11 protein-coding genes are annotated in these 18,533 nt (G+C 40.1%); 1 reads left to right on the top strand and 10 read right to left on the bottom strand.

The window, feature by feature from the left end:
* Positions 1–11 precede the first annotated feature (11 nt).
* Positions 12–986 (bottom strand): DUF6427 family protein, encoded by a 975-nt coding sequence (locus tag F3059_RS11180; RefSeq protein ID WP_151169261.1) that lies wholly within the window; start codon positions 984–986, stop codon positions 12–14.
* 131 nt (positions 987–1,117) lie between these two features.
* Between F3059_RS11180 and F3059_RS11175 the strand changes: the two genes are divergently transcribed.
* Positions 1,118–1,303, top strand: coding sequence for a hypothetical protein (locus F3059_RS11175; protein WP_151169259.1), 186 nt, complete (start codon positions 1,118–1,120; stop codon positions 1,301–1,303).
* Between the two features lie 58 nt (positions 1,304–1,361).
* On the opposite strand, the gene purD is transcribed toward F3059_RS11175, so the two are convergent.
* From purD to F3059_RS11130, 9 genes are all read right to left on the bottom strand, one after another.
* On the bottom strand, positions 1,362–2,633 hold the full coding sequence (purD, locus tag F3059_RS11170; protein WP_151169257.1) for a phosphoribosylamine--glycine ligase: 1,272 nt from the start codon (positions 2,631–2,633) through the stop codon (positions 1,362–1,364).
* A 93-nt stretch (positions 2,634–2,726) separates the two neighbouring features.
* Complete coding sequence (locus tag F3059_RS11165) at positions 2,727–3,332, bottom strand: thioredoxin family protein (protein ID WP_170265158.1); 606 nt, start codon at positions 3,330–3,332, stop codon at positions 2,727–2,729.
* Positions 3,333–3,448: 116 nt separating this feature from the next.
* Positions 3,449–4,069, bottom strand: a complete 621-nt coding sequence (locus F3059_RS11160; RefSeq protein ID WP_151169253.1) for a response regulator — start codon at positions 4,067–4,069, stop codon at positions 3,449–3,451.
* The gene (locus F3059_RS11155; protein ID WP_151169251.1) at positions 4,041–6,278 is read right to left on the bottom strand and encodes an ATP-binding protein; all 2,238 of its coding nucleotides are present in this window, start codon (positions 6,276–6,278) and stop codon (positions 4,041–4,043) included. The genes F3059_RS11160 and F3059_RS11155 overlap by 29 nt, the downstream gene beginning before the upstream one ends.
* Positions 6,279–6,326: 48 nt before the next feature.
* The gene (locus tag F3059_RS11150) at positions 6,327–7,868 is read right to left on the bottom strand and encodes an acyl-CoA carboxylase subunit beta (RefSeq protein WP_151169249.1); all 1,542 of its coding nucleotides are present in this window, start codon (positions 7,866–7,868) and stop codon (positions 6,327–6,329) included.
* Positions 7,869–8,019: 151 nt separating this feature from the next.
* Positions 8,020–8,781, bottom strand: a complete 762-nt coding sequence (locus tag F3059_RS11145; protein ID WP_151169247.1) for a YebC/PmpR family DNA-binding transcriptional regulator — start codon at positions 8,779–8,781, stop codon at positions 8,020–8,022.
* Between the two features lie 65 nt (positions 8,782–8,846).
* Positions 8,847–9,626 carry an outer membrane beta-barrel protein gene (locus F3059_RS11140; protein ID WP_151169246.1) on the bottom strand — a complete coding sequence of 260 codons (780 nt, stop codon included), beginning with the start codon at positions 9,624–9,626 and terminating at the stop codon, positions 8,847–8,849.
* Positions 9,627–9,702: 76 nt separating this feature from the next.
* The gene (locus F3059_RS11135; protein WP_151169244.1) at positions 9,703–13,887 is read right to left on the bottom strand and encodes a T9SS type B sorting domain-containing protein; all 4,185 of its coding nucleotides are present in this window, start codon (positions 13,885–13,887) and stop codon (positions 9,703–9,705) included.
* A 158-nt stretch (positions 13,888–14,045) separates the two neighbouring features.
* The gene (locus F3059_RS11130) at positions 14,046–18,467 is read right to left on the bottom strand and encodes a gliding motility-associated C-terminal domain-containing protein (RefSeq protein ID WP_151169242.1); all 4,422 of its coding nucleotides are present in this window, start codon (positions 18,465–18,467) and stop codon (positions 14,046–14,048) included.
* Positions 18,468–18,533: the final 66 nt, after the last annotated feature.

Below are 18,533 nucleotides of genomic sequence, written 5' to 3'. Positions count from 1 at the left end.
AATATACCAATTCAATTCACAAACCACGTATTGAATAAAGCTAAAGCAATTAAAAGGTAGAACAACAATTCACGCATCCATACAATTCTAGCGTAATAGAAATAATTTGCAATCATGATTGCCAATGGAGCTACCATCAAATTGAGCTGTTGATGTGTTTGTACATTGAAAATATACCAACTCAACAAAACCAGTATCATCCACCAAAACAAGAGCAAATAACTTTTTCTGACTCTGACGATATTCAATCGAACACTTTTGAAAAAAGAAGGAAGAATAAATACTAGAATCAAGGACAATTCAACCGCCAATACAACTGTTGCTCCTTCGAACAGACTGATTTCATGAATTACAGAGTCATTTATCTGAAAAGGAGTTTCCCAATTTGCGTCCGTAATATAAATGAACGCATAATAAAACAACCAGGGAGTTACAGCGCCAATCAATGTTATAAAGTAATCGCGCCAAACAAAAGACTTGAAATATGCGAGTCCTGCAATCACCATAACAAAAGCACAAAGTGCCGGAGCATAAAACAGAGAACCAATTCCCACGTAAAATGCAGCATCAAAAGCTTTTCCTCGCGTGTTGACTTGTTGAGGCAACTCGAGCACTTTCTTCATAGAAAAAAGCAAAAAGAAATTAGCGATTAATGCCGGAGAAACATACAGTTGCTCAGCAAAAAACGAAGCCATGATCATGTAAGCGATCAACGGCAAACTATTTACTCGCTCTAGTAGTCCGCGAGCATTGATAATCGCGTTGAACAAAAAACCCTGTACAATTACCATTACCGTGGCAAGTAACCATTCAAACCAGGGAGCAAACAATACCCAATTGAATACTTTTTGATAGAGCGGAGTTGAATACCAGTGATCGTGATCAAAATCAACATCGCCAAAAAAAGCAAGTCTTGTGACCACTACAATAAGTGGCGCCAGGAAAAATGTTGCGGGCTGACTCGTCTTGAAAAAATTGGCTGTCATGACCACAAAGAAAAGCAGACTTTTAGAAATACAGCAGCTCATTGGTCAGAACCGCAAAAAACTATTCCATTCAAAAATGGATTTGACGTTTTTTTGGCTATTTTTGCCACAAAAGCACGAAATTTTAAGCTATGACCTGGAACGAATTGATTTACGGAATTGGCGATTTAGTCACACTTACTTTTGAACTCCTCAAAGCAGGAAACAATTATGTCAACTGGTTTTTCATCGTGTTGATCGCAGTTGTGCTAACCGGATGGGTAGTTATGCAACAGAAGTACAACAAAGAAGCTAAACAAAACGGAACGTTGATGTAAGATCGTTCCATCAAGGATAATATTATAAGGCTGATTCTTCCAAATCAGCCTTTTTTATTTACAATAGATCTTTCCCGATATCAGTTCGGTAATACTTTTTATCGAAGTTGATTTTTTCAGCCCTTTCCATTGCCTTCTGTAATGCCTTTTCAGTTGATTTTTCGAGGGCTGTTACAGCGATTACGCGACCTCCGGCTGTTAAAACATCATCACCATCGCGCTTCGTTCCTGCATGGAAAATGAGCTCATCACCATCTTCTTCTAAGCCGCTAATAACTTTTCCCTTCTCGTATTTCTCAGGATAACCTCCTGAAACGAGCACCACAGAGACTGCTGCTTTATCATCAATCTCGCAAGTCATTTCGCCCAGGTTCTGACCATTAACTGCTTCAAAAAGCTCTACCAGGTCAGTTTTTACTCTAGGCAAAATCGCTTCAGTCTCAGGATCGCCCAACCTGGCATTGTACTCCACAACATATGGATCTCCGCCAACATTCATTAACCCAACGAAGATGAAACCCTTATAATCGATTCCTTCAATGCGCAAACCGTCAATCGTTGGAATGATGATGCGGTTTTTCACTTTTTCGAGAAACTGATCATCGGCAAAAGGAACAGGCGAAACTGCTCCCATTCCGCCAGTGTTGAGGCCTGTATCGCCCTCGCCAATTCGCTTATAATCTTTCGCTTCAGGCAACAGGACAAAGTCTTTTCCATCACTGAGAACAAATACCGAAAGTTCAATTCCGTCTAAAAATTCTTCGATCACAACTTTTTCAGAGGCCTCACCAAACTTACCATCAAGCATGTTTTCTAACTGCTCGCAAGCTTCTTCCAATTCTTTCACGATCAGAACCCCCTTGCCGGCTGCTAGTCCGTCAGCTTTGAGTACAAATGGTGGGTTGAGCGAACTTAAAAAGTTTTTGCCTTCATCAATCGTGCTCTTATCAACCGTTTTGTAGCGAGCAGTAGGAATTTGATTTCGCTGCATGAATTCCTTTGAAAAATCCTTTGATCCTTCGAGCTGTGCTCCTTCTTTCCCAGGTCCGATTATAGCGACATTTTTCAGCTTTTCATCAGCCTTAAAAAAGTCGACAACTCCTTCGACCAACGGTGCCTCAGGTCCAACTACAACCATTTCAATATTGTTGTCTAAAACAGCTTTTTTGAGACCTTCAAAATCTGTTGGTGCAACATCGAGGTTTTGCCCGATTTCCATTGTACCAGCATTACCGGGTGCAAATATTACGTTATCAACTTTTGGGCTTTTCTTCACTGCCCAACCGAGCGTATGCTCTCTTCCGCCAGATCCTATTACAAGTACGTTCATATTTTTAATTGATGAGAAGGCAAAGAAACGGTGTTTTTGGGATTAAAAAAACCCCGCAAAAATTTGCGGGGTTCTCGAATTATTAAATTCTATTTATTTCTTTACTCGTTTTATACTGCAGCCGAGCGCTTTTGATGTTTGAGGTGAAATTTCTTTTCCTGAAGCCATCGCTGTGATCGCATCTTTCAGGTATTGCTTTTTCACTTCATCTTTATTTTCGTAGTTATCATCAATCGCTCCTTTGTAAACGAGTTTGAGGTTTCTATCGAGTAAGAAAACGTGCGGAGTTGTTTTAGCTCCAAATGCATCAGCAATCTTGTGATCTTTATCGATTACATAAGGCATTGTGTAACCTTCTTCCAGTGCGTGAGCTTTCATGTTCTCCGGTGAATCTTCATCTCCTCTGAATGCTTCATTCGAGTTGATCAATACCATTCCGATTTCTTCTTTTTTAGCCATTTCGTGAATCTCGTTGTAGCGATCTTCCCAGGCTTCAACAAACGGACAGGTATTGCATGAAAAGACAACGAGCAATCCCTGTGGTTTTAGATATTCGCGTAGCATTTTTTCATCACCATCGAGCTCAGTTACTTTGTGGTGAAGTCCTTCTGCTGTTTCACCAATCTCAATTCCCTGCTTTGGTGTAAAAGCAAAGAATGCAGCTATTAAAAGTGGTAATATGAATAGTTTCTTTTTCATAATCATGTTATTTATGACTTTGTCAATTTGATTTATAAACGTTTTAGTTTGTTTGCGGATGCTTAATCACTCCTTCAAATTTAAGTTATTCTGATCGTTTTCAGTCTTTAAAAATGTTAATCGCGTGTTATAATACCCTCTTTCAGTGCGGTTCTGACCAAAGCTGCTGAATTGTGAATATCGAGTTTTCGCATAATATTCGTGCGATGAGTGTCAACAGTGCGGTGACTGATATTGAGTTTTTCAGCGATTTCGCGGTTTGTGTTACCATCTGCAATTAAAGCGATGATTTGGATTTCTCTTTTTGTCAGTTGTTCGTTTATTACTGAAGATCGCTTACTCGTTTTAATTACAGAACAATAAGTATCTCCATTGTTTACTTTTTCAATTGCCTCAACTAATTCCTCAACCGGGCTATTTTTTAAAACGTAACCCATGGCACCCAATTCCATAACTCGATCAGCTACGGGTTTCTCTGCAAACATGGTAATTGCTATCGTTTTGACTGATGGTTGTTCACTCTTGAGAATTTTTATGGCTTCAAAACCGTCCATTACCGGCATGTTCAGATCCACAAGCGCTACATCAGGCGAGAGTGCTTTTGCGTATTGTAGTAGTTCTTTTCCGTTTCGTGTCTCAGCAAGAACTTCAATATGCGGAACTGCTTCAAGAAGGCTTTTAATACCTTCAGCCACGAGTTCGTGGTCATCAGCCAGTATGGTTCTGATCGTTTGCATCACCTTTCAAAGGTAATGTTAAAGTGGCAATTGTACCTTTTGTTGCGCCAGGCTCAAAACCAACATCTCCATTGAGCGAATTGGCACGGCTGCGTATATTCAACAGTCCTTTTCCTTTTTTGGCGTCTTTTTCGATATCGGGCAAAAAGCCTTTGCCATCGTCTTCAACAGTTATGACGAGGTCTTTTTCATTCCGGTAGAGGTTGATGTCGATTTTATTTGCTCCAGAATGTTTTACGATGTTGTTGAGTAATTCCTGAACGATACGGTAAGCGCTGAGTTCAACCATTTCAGGCAGTCTGTCCTGGCTTTTCATACCGTAAAAATCGAACGTAAAACTCATGTTTGAGTTGTTGAACATATTACTGAGAATATCTTGCAAAGCAGTAATCAACCCAAATTGTTGAAGGCCTTTTGGCATCATTTCGTGTGAAATGGTTCTCACTTCATCACAGGCTTCGTTGAGATACTCGATAGATTGAGAAAATCGTTTTCGCTGCGTTTGGTTTTGAAAGTGAAGTGTATCGTAGAATCGCTCAAAAGACATTTTGAGTCCGGTAAGCGTTTGGGCTACTCCATCGTGTAGATCCCGAGAAATGCGTTTTCTTTCATTTTCGAGAGCACTGATTACTGCTTCAAGTCCTTCTTTTTGTTCATGGATGATTGCTTTTTGAAACTCTCTTTCTCGTTTCATCGAGATTCTTTTATAGGCTCCGTACAACACGAAAAAGCTCAGTAAAATAAAAATAATCAGGTAGATGATTTGGTTTCTACTCTGCTCCAGTTCCATTTTTTGCTGAGATAATTTGAGTTGATCTATTTCTCTTTCCCTGTTGAGTGATTTTATCTCACTTTCTTTTTGTTCTGTTTCATAACGGGTCCTGAGCTCTGCTATTTTTTCGCTCATCCTGACATTGAGCATTGAGTCTTTAAATGCGATATAGCGATCTTTATATTCCAAAGCTTTCTCATATTCATTGAAATGAGCGTGCATATCAGAAAAGCCCTCCATGGAAGCCGTAATCTCTGCAAGGCCGTCAATTTTGCGAGCTGTCGACAGCCCGGATTTAAAGTATTTCTCAGCCTCTGTTTTATTGTTCAGCATCATGTAAGTGTAGCCGAGGTTTGTTTGCAAGCGAGAAACTTCTTTTTGATCGTTGAGTGAATTATTTATTGCGAGAGACTTTTTGAAAAACTCGAGAGCTTCTTTGTACTTTGTCTCGTAATAATAGACATTGGCTATGTTGTTGAATGCTTTAGCCAAACCTGCAGAATCAGCATTTTTCTCAAATACTTTTTTAGCGCTATTGAAATAATCAAGAGCTCTCTCGGGCTCTGTCTTTGTAAACATACCGCCCAAATTGACATAACTGTTGGCCACTTTTGTGTTGTAGCCATTTTCAGCGTAAATCTTTTTTGCCCTTAGCGTGTAAGATTCTGCCTGGTCGAGTTTTTTCAGGCTCTGATAAATAGTGCCGATGTTTGAATAAATATTGGCCGCTTCCAGCATGTATTTTTTATTCTCGTAATACCGGGCAGATCGAAAATATGCCTGAAGTGACTGCTCGTATTTACCGAGATGATAATAGCAGTTTCCGAGAAGTTTATCTATGGTAGCTTCATTCGCTTTATCATTCAAAATGGCATTGATCTTCTCTGCCTCCTTGGCTGTTTCAAGTGCATCATTCAACTCGCCAATTTTCACGAGCATACTTGCTTTTAAAATATGAGAAGCAACTTGCTGACTCACCAGATCGAGTGAATCGGCTAGTTTCATGCTCAGCCTCAAGTCTTTTGAAACCGATATAAAGTCGTTGAATTGATAATTGAAGTAGGCTCTTTTATAGAGCGTTTGAGCCCACAGGCTATCATTCTTATCTCTGGTTGCTTTTTGAACTTTATCCAACAAGAAGAAAACTTCCTCCCTGTCTTTTTCTAAAGTTTTTCCGTAAGCTTTGAGGTATTGAGAATTGACAAAAGCTTCAAGCCCCTGATCAGTCTTACTGATCAACTCAGCGTAATGATAGACGCTATCAGTATTTCCCTTTTCGTAATGGAGTTGACCAATTTTTGAGAGGATAGCAATTCGGTCAGAGCCGGAGCTAGCCTGCTTGAGTTGCTCTGTAAGCTGGCTTCGGTTCTGACCGAAAAGTAAAATGGGTACAAGCGCCCAAAACAGTACTGCTATATTTTGGTACTTAAACAGCATAGTTTAGGCGAAAGATAAGCATTTGTGTGAGTTATTGAACCACTTGTTTTATAGCGGGATATTCCCGTGCTTTTTCTTGGGGAGGTTATCCACCTTGTTTTCAAGCATTTTAAATGCTTTTATGAGTTTTTCACGTGTTTTATCCGGAACAATTACTTCATCAATGTAACCACGTGCTGCTGCATTGTAAGGATTTGCAAACATTTCAGCGTATTCCTCATCTTTTTCTTTGAGTTTAGCTTCAGGGTCATCAGCATTTTGGATTTCTTTTCTAAAGATAATCTCTGCCGCTCCTTTTGACCCCATAACTGCAATCTCAGCCGATGGCCACGCGTAGTTCATATCTGCACCAATGTGCTTGGAATTCATTACGTCATAAGCTCCACCGTAGGCCTTACGCGTAATCACCGTTACACGTGGCACTGTGGCTTCACTAAATGCATAAAGTAACTTGGCTCCATTCGTGATAATCGCATTCCATTCCTGATCAGTCCCCGGAAGAAAGCCCGGTACATCTTCAAATGTCAATAGTGGAATGTTGAATGAATCACAAAAACGCACAAATCGCGCGCCTTTTCTAGATGAGTTGATATCGAGCACACCTGCCAATACTGCCGGCTGGTTTGCTACAATTCCAATTGTTTTCCCTGCCAAACGGGCAAAACCAACTACGATATTTTCAGCAAAGTCTTTGTGAACTTCCAGGAATGAATCTGCGTCAACTGTACCGTTGATCACTTCGCGGATATCATACGGTTGGTTTGGGCTATTAGGAACAATCTCATTCAATTCTTTGCGAATTTCATCAGCCGGTTCGTAAGGTAAAGATGGCGGCTCTTCCTCGCAGTTTTGCGGAATGAATGAAAAGACCTCTTTTATTTGATTGATCGCTTCAATTTCGTTAGCAGCTGTAAATTGTGTTACACCACTCTTGGTTCCGTGTGCACTTGCACCACCTAGTTCTTCTGCCGTAACTTCTTCGTGTGTCACCGTTTTAACAACATTTGGTCCGGTCACAAACATGTAAGAAGTATTTTCCACCATGAAGATGAAATCGGTCAGAGCCGGAGAGTAAACCGCTCCTCCTGCACAAGGGCCCATAATTGCAGACAACTGTGGAATAACGCCAGATGCTCTTGTATTGCGATAGAAGATGTCAGCGTAACCACCTAGTGAAACAACACCTTCCTGGATTCTCGCTCCTCCGGAGTCATTCAACCCGATCAATGGCGCGCCATTTTTCATTGCAAGATCCATGATCTTCACAATTTTTTCAGCGTGTGCCTCAGCAAGTGAACCACCAAGTACAGTGAAATCCTGTGAAAAGACATAAACAAGACGACCATTAATTGTTCCGTAACCCGTAACAACGCCATCTCCCAAAAACTTTTGTTTATCTAATCCAAAGTTTGTTGAACGGTGAGTTACTAACATCCCCATTTCTTCGAAAGAATCTTCATCTAATAAAAAATGAATTCTCTCGCGAGCAGTTAGTTTCCCTTTCTCGTGTTGTTTCTCAATGCGCTTTTCACCTCCACCCTTCTTGGCTTCTTCGATTTTATTCTTGAGTTCTTCTATCTTTTTATCCATACGTCATGTCTATAATAGCGGTGTAAAAATAGAAAAGTAAGATTAGTTAGCCCGATTAGAATTGGATTTATCCGGATTTGTGCCTTCAAAAACAAAAAAAAGGAGAAACCAAGCAGCTTCTCCTTATTCATGTTATTTTATAAATTCTCTCTTACTCTTCTTCGAGAGCTTGCTGGAGTTCATCAGTAAGTTCGAGGTTGTGGTAAACTGTGTTTACGTCATCATCTTCCTCAAATTTTTCAATAACGTTCAGAACCTTTTTGGCTTTCTCTACATCAAGCGTTTCGGTATTGTTGGGAATCCGCTGGACCTCTGCGCTTTTCACCTCTATGTCTAACTCTTCGAGTTTATTGTTCATGTTGCCAAAATCATCAAAAGAAGTGTATAAAGTGATCACTTCATCATCAGATTTATCCATCTCTTCGAGTCCGGCATCAATCAACTCCATTTCAAGCTCTTCCAGGTCTTTACCTTCAAGCTTCTCACGGTTGATTTCAAAAACACCCTTTCTATCGAAAATAAACTCCAGAGAACCTTTAGTTCCTAACGATCCTCCATACTTATTGAAAATTGAGCGCACATTTGAAACAGTCCTGTTGTTATTATCAGTGGTTGTTTCTACCACAACAGCAATTCCGTTAGGTGCATAGCCTTCAAAATGGACTTCAGTATAGTTATCGCCATCAGCACCACTTGCTTTTTTGATTGCTCTTTCTATTGTGTCTTTGGGCATGTTTTGGCCCTTGGCATTTTGAACCGCTAATCTCAGGCGTGGATTGCTTTCTTCCTCAGGACCACTTTCTTTAACTGCAACTGTAATCTCCTTGATTAATCGAGTAAAGATCTTAGCGCGTTTTTTATCCTGCGCCCCTTTTCGATGTTTAATGTTTGCCCACTTACTGTGTCCTGCCATGCCTATCTAATTTTTGGAAGGTCAAAAATAAGAAAACCGTCAATTAAAGGAAAAATGGCCACTCTTTAATCTTTGAACGAATTGACGAAGCTAATTCCAAATGTAATCGGGTACATTTCAGGTCCTTTTCCACTTTCAAAAAGTGGTACCGCAGAATAAGTGGCAAATAAATTAACTGGGCCATATCCTATTAAACCCCTCAAGTCTGCAGTGAATTGATTGGTGTTCCAATTTCGGTTGTAATTGGTTTTCACTTTTTGACCATCATCAAAATACTTCACCCGGTACGTTTGGAAAAGACGCATACCGCCTAACACTCCAACACCTAATCTAAAGGCTTTTGCCGGATCTTCATTCGTATTGAAGTGCAACATTAGCGGGACTGTCAAATAACCGGTTCTGAACCTGTTCTTAGCATAATCCTGATTCTGTTGCTCAAAGGCCATTACAGAATCATTCTGCTTGGTAACGAAGTAATTGTTTTTGAGCGTGAAGTTTTTCACTGTATATCCCAGTCCAGTTGAAAATTTGACATATTCCTTGAAAATTCTCACATCCATTTCAAACGGGTTGATTGACCAGTTTATGGATGTAGCAGGGTCAATTTCAAATCCTTTGATAGCATCTGGAACATCTGTATTGAGCTCGTTCTCAGTGTAACTTGCCCATGTAAATCCGAACTCTATTCCTTCAAAAACTCTGTTTCTTCCTTTTGAGAAGAAACTTACAGTTCCTTCATCAGCAGTGTCTGAATCTGTTTTTTTGATTTTGAGTGCGTTCTGACCAAAGGTTAAACTGCTCAATAATAACCCACCAGAGAGTAAAAGTAAATTCAACTTTTTCATAATTATTGTTTTAGTGCATTAAAAAAACCCTCTCCAATTAAGAAGAGGGTTTTCAATTATCAATTACTATGCCGATTTATCGAATCAAGTTGATATAACCGGTTTGTTCTTTAAAATCGCGTTCATCGGTTATGTCGTTGGCTGTAATTTTCCATACATAACTTCCTGCCGGAGCCGGGTTTCCACCATTTACAGTTCCTCTCCAGCCAATATCGAGTGTATTGCTTTGGAATACAACCTCACCCCATCTGTTGAAGATGATCATGCTAAAGCGGTCAGGATTTACTCCAATAGCTTCGGCTTTGAAAATGTCATTAAGACCATCTCCATTTGGTGTAAATGAGTTGGGAACGTAAAGGTTAAACTCAGCACCTACTCTCAAGGTGTTGGTAACTTCATCAGTACATCCTTCTGCATTTTCTACAGTTAGAGTAATCGGATAGGTACCAGAGTCACCTTCAACCGGCATTTGGAATACAGGACTTTGTTCCTGAGAGCTACCCAGGCTTGCAAAATCCCAGTCCCACTCAACAACATCGTCAGTCGATTGATCCTGGAATTGAATCATCGTGTTAAAGATTGTTGTTGGGTTTGGAGTCATGCTAAATTCAGCAATCGGGTTTTGAATAACATTGAAGTAATTCTTGATGGTTTTAGAATCAACACAACCATCAGTTGTTGTTACTTCCATTGTTACATCATACTGTCCTGCTGGTAAGTCGATAATCTCAGCAGTAAAGCCTGATGCTGTAATTTCTTCACCAATTTTCCAGCTTACTGATTGAGCATTTTGTGTTTGGTTTGTCAGCAGATTCGTGTAAGGTGCACAACCTTCCAGTGTGTCTCTTGCAGACCAATCAACTTGAGGAAGTGGATTAACGCTAACTCTAATAGTATCAGTAACTGAAGGTGAACCGCAATCATCAGTAAGTTCTACTGTATAAGTTGTTGAACTTTGTGGTGAAGCTGTTACACTTTGACCAACTCCTCCTGATAATCCGGTAATTGGAGACCATGTGTAACGATAACCACTACCTGATCCACCACTGCCTATAGCACTGATGAATGCTTCTTCACCAGGGCAAATATTTACTTCATCTTCGAGTTCTACATCAAGTGAATCACGAATTGAGATTTCAAACACTTCAACATTAGAAGCACAACCGTTTTCATCTTCAGCATAGACAGCATAGCTTGTATCCTGACCCGGGCAAACAGTCACAACCTGACCATTGCTGCTAGCTCCTGTCCAAACAAAGTTGTACTGACTTCCTGTACCTCCGCTCGCAAAAGCAGATAGGTTTATACAGTTACTTACACAAATTGTTTTTTCGTTAAATGGAACGCTAACTTCAACCGGTGATGGTTCAATCAGGCTAGCTTCACCGAGCACCTGACATCTGTAAGCTGAGTCACGAACCACAACATTGTAAGTGCCGGCTGTTAATCCTGTAAAGTTATTGCTCGACTGGAAGCTTTGACCTCCGTCAATACTGTAATAATATGGCACTCTACCTCCGCTAGCAAAGATTTGGATCTGACCATTGTTATTTCCATTACACTCAAGGTCTCGTTCAGCTATTGAATCAATAACCAACTCGTCAGGTTCAGAGATTGTGAATGTTGTATCTGCTACGCAGTTATTATCATCTGTTATCTCCAGGACATAAGCAGGACCTGAACATAAATTCCATGAAGTTGAGTTGTTAGATCCATAGCCATTCCAATCAAAAGCATAAGGCATAACACCTCCACTCACAGTGGCAGATGCCTGTCCGCCACATGCCTGGAAGCAAGTATCGTTTTCAACAGTTAAGTTGATATCAATTTTGCTAGGCTGCGTTAGATTGATAACCTGTGGTGCTGTTTCACACTGGAAGGAGTCACGAACAATTACAACATAATTGTCGGCTAATAATGAGTCAAAAGACCCAAATTGAGACCATGTGTTTCCATTATCAATACTGTACTCAAGAGGGGGTGTTCCGCCATGAGCGTACACATCAATAGAACCTGTGTAATCTTCAAAACAGTTCAGGTTTTCACTGATAATAGAATCGACAAATAGTTCACTGTTAGTTTCAATAATTGCTTCTTGTGAAAGCGTTCTACACCCATTATTATCTTCTATTACAATATTAAATGTATCGGGGTTAAGTCCAGGGAAAGTTTGACTACCCTGAAAAGTCATTCCACTATCAATACTGTATGTATATGGTGTAGCACCACTTGAAGCGAAAACCTCAATTTCACCATTTTGGGCTCCAAAGCATGTAACATCACTCAATTTAGCACTGTCTAACTCCACTCCCGGATCGATAATTGTATCGTAGGCCGCTGGAGAAATACATCCAAGTGAATCCTGAACATAACCATTGTAATAGCCAATAGGTAAATTATTAAACTGATTGCTCGCCTGATAACCCGTCAGTGAGTCAAGGCTGTATTGATAAGGTGGGAACCCACCTTGCTCTGTCAAGGTTATAGAAGCTGTAGAATCTAAACAGTTAGGATTATTCCATGCTAAACTCTGCACTTCTACATCACTAACTTCAACAGTCATACTATCGACAGTTTGACATCCACAACCATCATCGTAAATCAATTGATAAGTTGTGGTTTGTTGTGAACTCCCCACGGTCAGAACCGGATTGGGCGATGATGGGTTATCTAGCCCTGTTGTAGGAGACCAACTGTAAACTGGTGTTCCTGATCCACACGGGACTGTCCCTGTTGCACCGAGTGTTAAAGTATCGCCTCTACAAAGCATAGTATCTGGACCTAAGTCAATTTGGCGAACACTAACAGTGATCGTGTCGGTATTTTGACACGAGCCCGGTAAGTTGGAAGTAACTTTATAAGTTGTTTGATTTGTGGGTTTTACCCATACATTACCACCATCAGTGCCCGTGGTATCACTAAAGTTTTGTCCCATGATCATCGAGTCCCCTGAAAGAACCTCCCAAGTAAAAGTATCACCTCCAATTGGATTGAGGAATAGAGTATCTAGGAAACCACATAAAGTATCATCAGGACCTGTATTCGTTGATGGTATGGCGGTTATATCGAACTGAACACTTGCAATACCCGATAACGGGCAGGCATTATCTGAGGCAAAGATTGTAAATACATTGAATGGTGGTGCTCCTACCGGAACTGTACCAGAAAAATGCATTGTAGCAGTATCACCAACGGGTGCATTAGTACTAGTTGTAATTGTCAGGTTAGGGAAAACAGATAACGCGTTAGTTGTCAACTCTACAGAATCTCCAAACAATTGAGTCGGCAATAATGAATCAGCAAATTGAATATCAAACGAGAAAGACTGACCATAACAAGCCTGAATAGAATTCGAATCAATTTGAGTTCCTGAACCGCTAAAGTTTTGAATCCCCGGGTCTAACATATAGGGAGGTGTGTTACCACAGTTAGCAGCCGGTAAAATACTAAATTGAATATCCCTACAAGTAGTCCCAATTAAAACTCCATTTCGGTATTCATCCACACAGAATTTCAACACCCAAAAAGGATTTGGAAAAGATGTCATTGCTGCTGTAGGATTGAAAGATATTTGCCCTGTTTGATTATTTATAGTCACAGGAACAGGAAATGGGTTTGTGTTACTATATCCACCCGTATAGACAATAGGTTGATTTGCATTTGTTAACGGCATTCCAAAATAGAAATCTAATGAATCACCATCCGGTTCAACTACTCCCGGGTTAAAGTTAACTGGTGAGCCGGCACAATAATACGGTATTGGATCTGCCGTAAATACCGGCAAATTGTTACATGGTGTAACATTAGTATTGATTGTAGTTTCTATGTAAAGATTACCACCATTTGTATTGTTGTTTGGGTTTCTGGCATTTAAAGACCATGAACCAACCCAGTTACCGGCCGGACATGGAGATAAAGTTACAACCCCCTCATAAATATATCTCTCAATACCAGGCAAACTACCATTTTGACAGGTCGTATTACCAATCTGTAAATCACAAATTTGAGAAACTTCATACATGGTGTCAAGCGGTATATTCACGGTAGTATTACCGCAGGGGCTGGTAAAATCGACTTGTTCCGGACCTGCAGGAGCAGAAATACCACTACAGTCCCTAAAAAAACTTAAAGTAACCAGGTATTGATTATTTCCTAGACAAGACAAACTCAACTCAACACCAGCAGCGTGAGAAGCTTTTGCTTTGTTATTAAAAGCTGCCATTGACAGCATTAAAACAAATAGAAATATTATTTTTTTCATAATTGACACTAATTATTAGGGTAAAATCACCTAATAGACGCAACTGCTTGAAACTGGTTGGGTCATATCTAATCAAAAATGCATTAAAACTTTAACAAAAACAAAACCCCCCGCTATTGCGGAGGGTTTTGCTCAATATAATATTTGAAGATGTATGTCTAGTTTCCGTTACCTACAAGTGTAACATTTCCTTTTTCAATATAATCTTCTCCGTTTCCTCTCTTGGCTGTTACAACGTAGAAATAAACTCCGTCATTATGGCCTTCACCATCCCAGCCGGCCTGAGGATCTGTCCATTCGTACACTTTGCGTCCCCAACGGTTGTAAATTTCAACTCTAAAGTCTCTGAGTGCACCAGCACCCGGAATAATGAACTCATCATTTACACCGTCACCATTTGGAGTAAATACGTTTGGTATTTCTCCAGAGAACAACACTTCATGATTAGAGAATGACGTATCAGAACAGCCAAAGTCATTTGTAACGACTAAACGAGCTCTGTAAAGACCTTCCTTCTCATAAGTAAATGAAACAACAGGATCCTCTGTATTTACGATCGGGCAGCCATACTGTCCATCAGCAGATTGAGACGGGTCGCAACCCAACCAAAGATCCCATTCAAAATCATACTGATCAAGCGGTGCTACAGGATCATATGTAATAGAGAAAGGAGACCTCCCTTTAATAAAGTCAAATGTATCAGCAACCTGCTCTACATTGTTACTGTCAACATATGTTCTATAGAAATTAGAGTTTGGTGTCTCAGAGATTGGCAGTGTGTAAGTAGCTAGTCCACTCTTACATTCACCGTTGGTTTCTCTGGCGTAAATCGTAACTTCATTAACACTTGTTGGATCTAGTGCACTTCCGTATTCAAAAGGCATTCCGCTTCCAATAAAGTTTGAACTGTTTATTGGTGCATCGCTATACCAAAGGACACTATCAGGATTATCATACTCTCCAGTAACAGTGATAAAGTCACCTACACAATATGTTGTATCATCAAACTGAGGTTTGTCTGGAGTGTTTTGAATCACAATTGTGTCATTCAACTCACCAATACATCCGTTAATGTTTTGGTAAGTATACTCAAGATACCACATACCCGGACCTATTTGTTGAGGGTTAAACCTACCTGTTGTTTGGTTAGGCAGTAACGTTGCAGTCGTTGGAGGAATAGGATTGATAGTCCAATTACCCTGACCAAAACCTGTATTGATATTAATGTTCCCCTTGTCGGTATTATCACAATAAATCAGGTTATTCACAACTTTTGGAGTATCTACTGGGTAGATAACCACTCCCATGCTATCAGTAGTTGCACAAGCCCCGTTAGGGTCAGCAGCAGTTAATGAAAGTGTAAACCTACCCGGACTGAGCGATGAAGGGTCAAAGAACCCACTATCAGTATTCGTTATACCAGGTCCATTCCAGGTATACTCGATTGGCCCCGGACCGGCATTACCTGTTGTTACTCTATTATAGTTATTGAGGATTAGAGTATCGTTTATACATACTGTTTTGGGAGTATCTACAAAGTTGAACTCGTAAGCTTCGTAGAGGAAAACACTCGTTACCTCATTTATATAACATGGCTCAAAAATTTCATACTCAATAAATGTTTGACCAGGTTGAACCTCATTCGGATCGATTTCACCAGTAAGAGAGTCGACAATTGCCGGGCCTGACCAAATTCCACCTGGTGTTGCAGCTTGTAAAGTGTATGGGCCACCAGTATAACACAATGAGTCTGGTGATGTTAAAGTTGCATCAGGCAATGGGATTACCTCAATCTCATAAGTTGTATCTGTAACACAGTTACCGGCTGGACTTGCAAGTGTATAAGTTACAAATGCTGTTCCGTCACCAGCAACTCCCGGTGCAAATACACCCCCTAGTGAATCAGTGATACCATCTCCTGTCCAAACACCGCCCGGTGTAAATGGAAGTGCAGTATCAGGATCTTCGGTTACACAATATGCAGAATCCAATTCAAATGAAGGATTATAAGAATTCACAACTGGAATAGTTCCTGAAACAGTATCAACACAAGCTCCAAAAGTATCATTGTAAATCACTTCATAAGTCGTTGTAGCCCCAGGATATACATCAGGACTGTAAATACCGGTGTTTGAAATAGCCACGTTTGGTGACCACTGATAGTTGAAAGACGCAGGATCAAATCCTGTGCAATATCCAAATCTCCCGTTAGGACGGTCAGATGATGTTGATTGAAAGAGCCCATTATTCGCACATACACCTGACTGGTCAGCTCTTGAATACCTTACACTTGTAAATGGAGTTGCTGTCGTGTTTGTATAAGCGTTACCATTAGTAACAAAGGATGAATTATTAAAGCAAACCTGAACCACAAGATTAGAAGTTCCGTCCCAATCATAAGCTTGAGAGAATGTATAGTCGTTCCATCCTGTGGAGATAGTTTCACCCGCTGAATTGTAAACTTGAGTCAAGCCTGTGGCCCAACCACTATTTAAATCATTTGAACTTGTACAAGTGATATAAATCTCAAAGTTTTGATAATTTGTTTGAGAGCCAAGTTGAGCTACATCTAAACCAAAACTTGTCAGTTTGGCTCCAGCCCCGGGTGCAGTACCTGTCATTGTTTGAAGCTCAGCTGCAGTATAAAGCATCTGGTGCCTTGCTCCCCAAAACCAGTTACCATATGGTGCCGGATAAGTTGTACCACCAATTGCATTTGTTCCGGTTCCAATTACTCCTTGATTAACATTACCAGGGCAGGGAGTAGATGCAGGACCACAGTTATTGTTTATCTGTGCTCCAAAATCGATAAACGCAGCTGTTGAATCTCCATTACACAATACGCTATCAGCAAAATCAACAGTTGCATTGGTAGGGAACGGAGGTGTAAATGTTACAGTAAGATCGTCCTCTTTAATACAACCTGAATCACTCTCAACTGTAACGCCAAAAGTTTGCGTTTCAGTTATAGTAGCTGTAGGAGTTTGTATTGTATCATTATTGAGGAATGCCCCATTAGACCATTGATAAGAATAAACAAAGTTACTATCTGTACTGGCGTCAAGTGGGAAGTTGTAGAATGAATCTGCCGGACAAACTGCCGTATCACCAACTGCTGATAAATTAAAGTTCGGTGCTGAAATAATAGTTATAGTATCTGTATTACCGCATCCAGAAGCAAGATTCGATACGACTTGATAAGTAGTTGTAGTATTTGGGAAAGCCCATACATTTTTACCGTTTGTGCCCGTTGTATCTTTAAAGTTAACACCTGGATTTATAGGATCCCCTGAAATAACAGACCACGTGAATGTATCACCACCTACAACAGTTATATTTGCTGTATCAACACCGTTACAAAGAATTTGATCTGGACCAGCATAAGTGTTTGGTATTGCTGTTATATCAAATTGCACACTCGCTATACCTGATATATTACAGGCATCATCTACTGCATTTATCGAAAAACTAGTGAATGGAGCCGCATTCTGAGGCACTGTTCCGGAAATATTCATAGTTGCAGTATCACCATTAGTAACAGTTACAGTTGCGCCAGGTAATACAGCTCCAGCATTTGTATTCAACGTTACAGAATCACCAAAAGATTGAAGAGGGTGTAACGAATCTGAAAACTGAATATCAAATGAATACGACTGACCTATGCAAGCGATAACTGAATTAGAATCTAGTTGAGACCCTGAACCCGTGAAATTTTGAATACCAGGGCTAATTAGATAAGGCTGATAATTATCACAATCTTGAACAACGAACTGAACATCTCTACAAGTTGTTCCAATGACAACGCCATTTCTATACTCATCCACACATACTTTCAACACCCAAATATCATCTGATGGAGTTAATAATTGAGGAGTAAAAGTAAGCTGCCCTGTTTGAGAGTCTAAAACAACAGGTACATTAATAGGACTTGTAGGAGTGTACCCTGCCTGATAAGGAACTTGAGCCGTTGCACCATCTAATGGGTGACTTAGATAAAAATCTAATGAATCTCCATCAATTTCTGAAACGCCAAAGTTGTAAACCACCTGTTGGTTTGCGCATACATAAGGAATTGGCTGAGCGTTAAATATGGGCAAGTTATTACAAGGAGCCTCATCATTATCAATTTCAGAAGAAATATAAAACCCATCCTGTCCTTGCATATTATCCGTTGAATTTCGGCAGCAACTCGACCATGAAGCTGTCCATCCTCCAGAACTACATGGAGGTAAAACTACAATAGTTTCAAATATACCCTGTTGCATCCCCGGAAGGGTTCCGGGTGGAGTATTACAGTTACTTTGCGACAATGCCTGCGGACAAAGCTGAGAAACTTCAAAAATTGTGTCTCGTTGAACATTCTGTGAAAATGACCCACAGGGACTATCAAATTGAAAAGTTGCAGAGTTTGGCATAGAAGCACCTCCACAATACCTGAACAAATTCATTGTAACCAAAAACGAATCATTCCCAATACATTCAATGCTGATATCAGCTCCAGAAAAGTGAGAAGCTTTTACCTCATTACTACTCAAAAGAGTAAAAAACCCAATAATTAACGCTAACAATAACCTTTTCATAAGAATATAATTTCTTTGTTTCCTCTTTGAAGACGCGAAAGGTAATATTTTCGTTGTACATGGTTT

The organism is Salibacter halophilus, from assembly GCF_008806325.1.
Classification (GTDB): domain Bacteria; phylum Bacteroidota; class Bacteroidia; order Flavobacteriales_G; family Salibacteraceae; genus Salibacter; species Salibacter halophilus.
Note: the sequence above shows the minus strand (reverse complement) of the source record. Positions and strands in the feature narration are given on the sequence as shown.